The sequence below is a fragment of the Saccharothrix sp. DSM 118769 genome (assembly GCF_052936295.1).
Map to the genome: position 1 here is coordinate 7,890,782 of NZ_CP193627.1, position 6,719 is coordinate 7,897,500.

Genomic DNA, 6,719 nt, shown 5'->3' on the forward strand with positions numbered 1-6,719 from the left:
CGAACACTACTGGGCGATACCGACGGACCGCGTGCTCGGGGGCGGGTGTCCCGCTGTTGATCTCCGCCGGTCACCCGCCCGGTGGCGCTACGGGGCGGACGGTCCGCGCCACCCCTGCACCGGCAGTTCGAACTTCTCCACCAGCCGGTCCGTGAACGGCCCCTGCCGCAGCTTGATCAGCCGCAACGGGGTGCTGCCCTCCACCACCTCGACCCGCGCGCCCGGCGGCAGGTCGATCGTGCGGCGGCCGTCCGCGGTCAGCACCGCCGGGTAGCTCTCCGGGTCCACCTCCAGCGCCACCACCGACGACGGCGACACCACGAACGGCCGGGCGAACAGCGCGTGCGCGTTGCTCGGCACCACCAGCAGCGCCTGCACGTCCGGCCACACCACCGGCCCGCCCGCCGAGAACGCGTACGCCGTCGACCCGGTCGGGGTCGCCACCAGCACGCCGTCGCAGCCGAACGCCGACACCGGCCGCCCGTCCACCTCGACCACCACGTCCAGGATGCGCTCCCGCGTGGACTTCTCCACGCTGGCCTCGTTCAGCGCCCACGTCGTGCCCAGCACCTCGTCGCCGGCGAACGCGGTCACGTCGAGCGTCATCCGCTCCTCGACCTCGTAGTCGCGGTCCACGACGTGCCGGATCGCCTCGTACAGCGCGTCCGAGTCGGCCTCCGCGAGGAACCCGACCCGCCCCAGGTTCACGCCCAGCACCGGCACCCCGGCCGCGCGCGCCAGCTCCGCCGCCCGCAGCAGCGTGCCGTCACCGCCCAGCACGAACACCAGCTCGGCGCCCTCGGCGGACTTCTCGTCGGCCACCACGACCTCGGCGTAGCAGGACGGGTCCAGCTCGGGCGCCTCGTCCTCCAGCACCCGCAGCCTCACGCCGCCCGCCGAGAAGCGGGACGCGACCTCCTGGGCGACCAGGACGTTGCTCCGCCGGCCGGTGTGCACGACCAGCAGGATCTCCCGGGCCATGCCGTTCCCCTCCGTTGGGGTCCTCACTGGGGACCTTCCGTCACGGCCGCGCGCACGAGCGCGGCGGCGGTGTCCTCGTCCAGGGGGTCGCCCCGGCGCAGCCAGGCGAAGAACTCGACGTTGCCCGACGGCCCCGGCAGCGGGCTCGCGGTGACCCCGTGCAGGCGCAGCCCGAGACCGGCCGCGGACGCCACGACGTCCAGCACCGCCTCGGCGCGCAACCCCGGGTCCCGCACCACACCGCCCGACCCCAGGCGTTCCTTGCCGACCTCGAACTGCGGTTTCACCATCGGCAGCAGGTCGCCCCCCTCGTCGAGGCACCCGGCGAGCGCCGGGAGCACGAGCCTCAACGAGATGAACGAGAGATCGGCCACCACCAGTTCAACGGGACCGCCGATGTCCTCCGGCGTCAACGCCCGCACGTTCGTCCGGTCCTTGACCACGACCCGGTCGTCCGTCCGGAGCCGCCAGTCCAGCAGGCCCCGCCCGACGTCGGCCGCCACGACCTGCCGGGCTCCCGCGCGCAGCAGCACGTCGGTGAACCCGCCGGTCGACGCGCCCGCGTCCAGGCAGCGCCTGCCCGCGACGGCGACCCCCGGGAACGCCTCCAGCGCGCCGACGAGCTTGTGCGCGCCCCGCGAGGCGTAGTTCGGGTCGTCGTTGTCGCGCACCAGCAGCGCGGTGTCCAGCCCCACGGCGGTCGCCGGTTTCGTGGCCACGGTGCCCTGGACGGTCACCTTGCCCTCGGCGACGAGCTGGCTCGCGTGCTCCCGGGACCTGGCCAGTCCGCGGCGGACCAGTTCGGCGTCGAGCCGAGCCCTGCGCGGCACCGGCTCAGACCTTGTCGATGCTGGACAACGCGACGGTCAGCGCCGTGTGCGCGTCGTCGAAGCGGGCCACGTGCTCGACCACGTCCAACTGCTCCAGCCCGTCGAGGCCCGCCAGGGCGTCGTCGATCCCGGCCACGGGGTCGCGCGGCGGGCCGGGGAGGGGAACCTCGAAGCTCACGGTTTCACGGTAGCCGATGCAGGATCGACAGGTCGGCCGCGACGTGCGTCGGGCGGCGGTCCTCGGGCAGTGCCTTCGCCTCCGCTTCGGTGGACACGCCGGTGAGCACCAGCAGCGAGTCCATGCCCGCGTTCACCGCGCCCGCGATGTCGGTGTCCAGCCGGTCGCCCACCACCAGCGGGCGCTGCGCGCCGGCCGACTTCGCCGCCTGCTCCAGCAGCGGCGTCGCGGGCTTGCCCGCCACCAGCGGTTCGACGCCGGTGGCCGTGCGCAGGGCCGCGACCAGCGCCCCGTTGCCGGGCAGCAGGCCGCGTTCGGTGGGCAGCGTCGCGTCCACGTTGCAGGCCACCCACTTCGCGCCCGCCCGGACCGCCACGCACGCCTCGGCGAGTTCGCGCCACCCCAGGTCCTGCGACAGGCCCTGCACGACCGCCGCCGCGCCCGCCGCGTCCCGGGTGGGCTCGAAGCCGCGCACCCGCACCTGCTCGGCCAGCGCGTCCGTGCCGAGGACCAGCACCCGCTCGCCCTGCGGCACGAGGTCCAGCAGCATCGCCGCGCCCGCCTGGGCGCTCGTGCTCACCTCGTCCACGTTCGTGCGGAAACCCAACTCGTTCAGGTGCTCGGCGACGTCCTCGGGCGACCGGGACGCGTTGTTGGTGACGAACCGGATCGCGGAGCCGTGCTCCCGTGCCGCGGCCACCGCCTCCACCGCGCCGGGCACGACCTCGCGCCCCCGGTACACGGTGCCGTCGAGGTCCAGCAGCAGAGCGTCGTAGCGGGCCAGCAGCACGGGCGCCTCCATCCGTTCGGTCACCACAGGTGCCACAAGTGTGGAGGCCCGGCACCTATCGGTGCCGGGCCTCCGGGTGTGACTTCGCTCCCGCGTCGTCAGTGCTGCGGGATCGCGTTCACCCCTGCGTCCAGTCCTGTTTCCAGTTCTGCGTTGTTCAGTCCTGCGTTCAGTCCTGCGGGCTGAGGTCGAACGCGCGCTCGGCGGCGTCCGTCTCGTTGTCGTCGTCGGCCTGCGCGGCGTTGAGGAACCACTTGACGGCCTCCTCGTTGCGCCCGGCCGCCTCCAGGTTGTCCGCGTAGGCGTAGAACAGGCGCGCGCTCCACGGGAAGCGCTTCTTCTCGTCCAGGTCGTCGCCCTGCAGCGCCACCACGGCCGCGTCCAGCTGCCCCATGTCGCGCCGGGCGCCGGCGGCCACGATCCGCAGCTCCACCGCCTCCTCCGCCGACAGCGGCAGCCCCTGGGCCTCCTGGGCCAGGTCGATCGCCCGCTCGGGACGCCCCAGCGCCCGCTCGCAGTCGGCCATGACCGCGATGTGCCCGGCACCGCGCGACATGCGCCGCGCCGCCCGCAGCTCCGACAGCGCCTCGGCCCACTCGCCGGCGTGGTAGGCGGTCAACCCGGCCGCCTCGCGCACCACCGCCACCCGAGCCGCCTTCGACCGCGCGTACCGGGCGTGCTCCAACGCCTGCTCCGGCTCGCTGTCGATCAGCAGACCGGCGGCGGCGAGGTGCCGTCCCACGATCTCGGCCAGGCCCTTGGGCAGGCCGCGCAGCTCCTGCTTCACCTCGGGGTCGAGCACGGAGATGTCCGCGTCCTGCGGCAGCTCGGGCGTGCGGGAACGGGTGAACACCCGGTCCTGCGACTCCTCGGCACCGTCAGCGTCAACGCCATTCTCAGCGTCAGCGCCATCCTCAGCGTCGGCATCGACGTCGGGGTCGGCGGCGCCGGTGGCCTCCGCATCCTCCGCACCCTCACCACGGGGCTCGTCCTCGACAGCCTCGTCGGTCTCGTCCGCCTCGCCCGTCACCGACTTCTCGGTGACCTCGGCGACCTCGGTGGCCACGGGCTCGACGTTCCCGACCTCGGGAGCCTCGCCCCGGGTGGCCTCGACGTCGGCGGCGGTCGCCTCGGAGCCCTGCTCGTCGGTCTGGGTGAGCCGGTCCTGGAACCGCGCGGCGCGATCACGGCTGCGCTCGTCCCGACGATCGTCACGCCGGTCATCGCGGCGGTCGTCACGCCGATCGTCCCGCCGGTCGTCACGCGGCTTGTCGTACGGACGCCGGTCGTCCCGACGCGGGTAACCGCCCCGGTCGCTCCCCCGGTCAGTGCCGCGGTCGCTGCCGCGGTCGTCACGCTTGAAGCCGCCAGGCCGGTCGTCACGCTTGAACCCGCCACCAGGCCGGTCGTCGCGCGGCCGGAACTCGCGCCGCTCGCCACCGCCGGAGCGGTCATCACGCCTGAAGCCACCGGGCCGGTCGTCCCGACGCTGGTAACCACCACGATCACCGGAGCGGTCACCAGAACGCTCGGTGGACCGGTCGGTGGAGCGGTCGTCCCGGCGCGGGTAACCGCCCCGGTCCCCACTCGGACGGTCATCCCGGCGCTGGTAGCCACCGCGGTCGCTCGACCGGTCGTCACGGCGGAACCCGCCGCGGTCGTCCGACCGGTCGTCCCGACGCTGGTAGCCACCACGGTCACTGCCCCGGTCGTCACGCTTGAAGCCGCCAGGCCGGTCATCGCGCTTGAACCCGCCGCCAGGCCGGTCGTCACGCTTGAACCCACCACCAGGCCGGTCGTCGCGCGGCCGGAACTCGCGCCGCTCGCCACCGCCGGAGCGGTCGTCACGCCTGAAGCCACCGGGCCGGTCGTCCCGACGCTGGTAACCACCGCGATCACCGGAACGCTCGCCACCGCGGTCATCACGCCGCTGGTAACCGCCGCGGTCGTCCCCACGAGACCCGGAACGGTCGTCGCGCGGCCCGGAGCGGTCGTCACGCGGCCGGAACTCGCGGCGCTCGCCACCACCGGAGCGGTCGTCACGCTTGAAGCCACCCGGCCGGTCATCCCGGCGCTGGTAACCGCCACGGTCATCACGGGACTGGTAGCCACCGCGGTTGTCGCGGGACTGGTAGCCACCGCGGTCGTCGCGCGGCTTGTCGTAGCGGGGGCGCTCGCCCCTGTTGTCATCGCGCCGGAACCCGCCCCGGTCACCGGAGCGGTCGTCGCGTCGCTGGTAACCGCCGCGGTCGTCGCTACCGCGATCGGTACGCGGCCGGTCGCTGTGCGGCCGGTCGGTACGCGGCCGATCCGTGTGCGGCCGGTCGGCCGAGTCACGGCGGTAGCCGCCTCGGTCGTCATCCCGGCGCTGGTAACCACCGCGATCGTCGCGCGGCTTGTCCTTGTCGAAGCGGGGGCGCTCGCCCCTGCTGTCATCGCGGCGGAACCCGCCGCGGTCATCCCGTCGTTCGCCACCACGAGGCTTGTCGTAGCGCGGCCGGTCGTCCCGACGCTGGAAACCGCTGGAACGCTCGCCCCCACGAGCGTCACGGTCACCGGTGCTCGGCTTGCCACTTCCCTGGGAACGGCCACCATCGTCGGATCGGCGCGGTCGGTCTCCCTGGCCACGCTGACGGTCGCCGGGTCGATCCCCGAACCTGGACACTAACTCCTCCTACTGTGGACACGCCGAAAGGGCTTGCGGTTAGAAGCACATCTGACTGTGCCCCCACCGCAAGCCCTTTCGGGGAAGAATGTTCGGCGGCGTCCTACTCTCCCACACCCTCACGAGTGCAGTACCATCGGCGCTGGAAGGCTTAACTACCGGGTTCGGAATGGGACCGGGTGTTCCCCAACCGCAATGACCACCGAAACACTATGAAATTACCAACCCGTAGGCACCACACCCACACACATGGGGCGATGGTCCGGTTCGGTTCTTTCAGAACCGCACAGTGGATGCGTAGCATGTTTGTGAGCAAGTCCTCGGCCTATTAGTACCGGTCAACTCCAGCCGTTACCGACCTTCCATCTCCGGCCTATCAACCCAATGGTCTCTTGGGGGCCTTAACCCACGAAGGGTGGGATACCTCATCTAGGAACGAGCTTCCCGCTTAGATGCTTTCAGCGGTTATCCCTTCCGAACGTAGCCAACCAGCAATGCCCTTGGCAGGACAACTGGCACACCAGAGGTCCGTCCGTCCCGGTCCTCTCGTACTAGGGACAGCCTTCCGCAAGTATCCTACGCGCGCGGCGGATAGGGACCGAACTGTCTCACGACGTTCTAAACCCAGCTCGCGTACCGCTTTAATGGGCGAACAGCCCAACCCTTGGGACCTACTCCAGCCCCAGGATGCGACGAGCCGACATCGAGGTGCCAAACCATGCCGTCGATATGGACTCTTGGGCAAGATCAGCCTGTTATCCCCGGGGTACCTTTTATCCGTTGAGCGACCACGCTTCCACAAGCCATGGCCGGATCACTAGTTCCGACTTTCGTCCCTGCTCGACCTGTCGGTCTCACAGTCAAGCCCCCTTGTGCACTTGCACTCGACACCTGATTGCCAACCAGGCTGAGGGAACCTTTGAGCGCCTCCGTTACTCTTTGGGAGGCAACCGCCCCAGTTAAACTACCCACCAGGCACTGTCCCTGATCCGGATCACGGACCGAGGTTAGACATCCAGTACGACCAGAGTGGTATTTCAACGATGACTCCACACTGACTGGCGTCAGCGCTTCACAGTCTCCCACCTATCCTACACAAGCCGAACCGAACACCAATACCAAGCTATAGTAAAGGTCCCGGGGTCTTTCCGTCCTGCCGCGCGTAACGAGCATCTTTACTCGTAGTGCAATTTCGCCGGGCCTGTGGTTGAGACAGTCGAGAAGTCGTTACGCCATTCGTGCAGGTCGGAACTTACCCGACAAGGAATTTCGCTA

At 70.7% G+C, this 6,719-nt stretch carries 6 protein-coding genes and 2 rRNA genes (1 of these 8 cut by a window edge); 1 reads left to right on the top strand and 7 read right to left on the bottom strand.

The window, feature by feature from the left end; translation table 11 throughout:
- Positions 1 to 87: 87 nt before the first annotated feature.
- From ACRAKJ_RS33125 to ACRAKJ_RS33145, 5 genes are all read right to left on the bottom strand, one after another.
- Complete coding sequence (locus ACRAKJ_RS33125) at positions 88 to 981, bottom strand: NAD kinase (protein WP_438924299.1); 894 nt, start codon at positions 979 to 981, stop codon at positions 88 to 90.
- A 23-nt stretch (positions 982 to 1,004) separates the two neighbouring features.
- A complete protein-coding gene (locus ACRAKJ_RS33130; RefSeq protein ID WP_438924298.1) occupies positions 1,005 to 1,811 on the bottom strand; it encodes a TlyA family rRNA (cytidine-2'-O)-methyltransferase in 807 nt (268 codons plus the stop codon).
- 4 nt (positions 1,812 to 1,815) lie between these two features.
- On the bottom strand, positions 1,816 to 1,989 hold the full coding sequence (locus ACRAKJ_RS33135; RefSeq protein WP_438924297.1) for a hypothetical protein: 174 nt from the start codon (positions 1,987 to 1,989) through the stop codon (positions 1,816 to 1,818).
- A 4-nt stretch (positions 1,990 to 1,993) separates the two neighbouring features.
- Positions 1,994 to 2,803 (bottom strand): HAD-IIA family hydrolase, encoded by an 810-nt coding sequence (locus tag ACRAKJ_RS33140; protein ID WP_447008780.1) that lies wholly within the window; start codon positions 2,801 to 2,803, stop codon positions 1,994 to 1,996.
- A 145-nt stretch (positions 2,804 to 2,948) separates the two neighbouring features.
- Positions 2,949 to 3,581: a hypothetical protein gene (locus tag ACRAKJ_RS33145; RefSeq protein ID WP_438927065.1), complete on the bottom strand. Its 633-nt coding sequence runs from the start codon at positions 3,579 to 3,581 to the stop codon at positions 2,949 to 2,951.
- Here ACRAKJ_RS33145 and ACRAKJ_RS33150 point away from each other — a divergent pair.
- On the top strand, positions 3,510 to 5,447 hold the full coding sequence (locus ACRAKJ_RS33150; protein WP_438927066.1) for a hypothetical protein: 1,938 nt from the start codon (positions 3,510 to 3,512) through the stop codon (positions 5,445 to 5,447). The two genes, ACRAKJ_RS33145 and ACRAKJ_RS33150, sit on opposite strands and share 72 nt — an antisense overlap.
- A gap of 87 nt (positions 5,448 to 5,534) precedes the next feature.
- On the opposite strand, the gene rrf is transcribed toward ACRAKJ_RS33150, so the two are convergent.
- Positions 5,535 to 5,651: ribosomal RNA gene (gene rrf, locus ACRAKJ_RS33155) — 5S ribosomal RNA — on the bottom strand.
- 101 nt (positions 5,652 to 5,752) lie between these two features.
- Positions 5,753 to 6,719 (bottom strand): 23S ribosomal RNA (locus ACRAKJ_RS33160) (it continues 2,119 nt past the right edge of the window).

What these genes read in the sequence shown, in the direction of transcription:
- ACRAKJ_RS33125 (WP_438924299.1), bottom strand. Translation starts at nt 981, where the DNA reads ATGGCCCGGGAGATCCTGCTGGTCGTGCACACCGGCCGGCGGAGCAAC.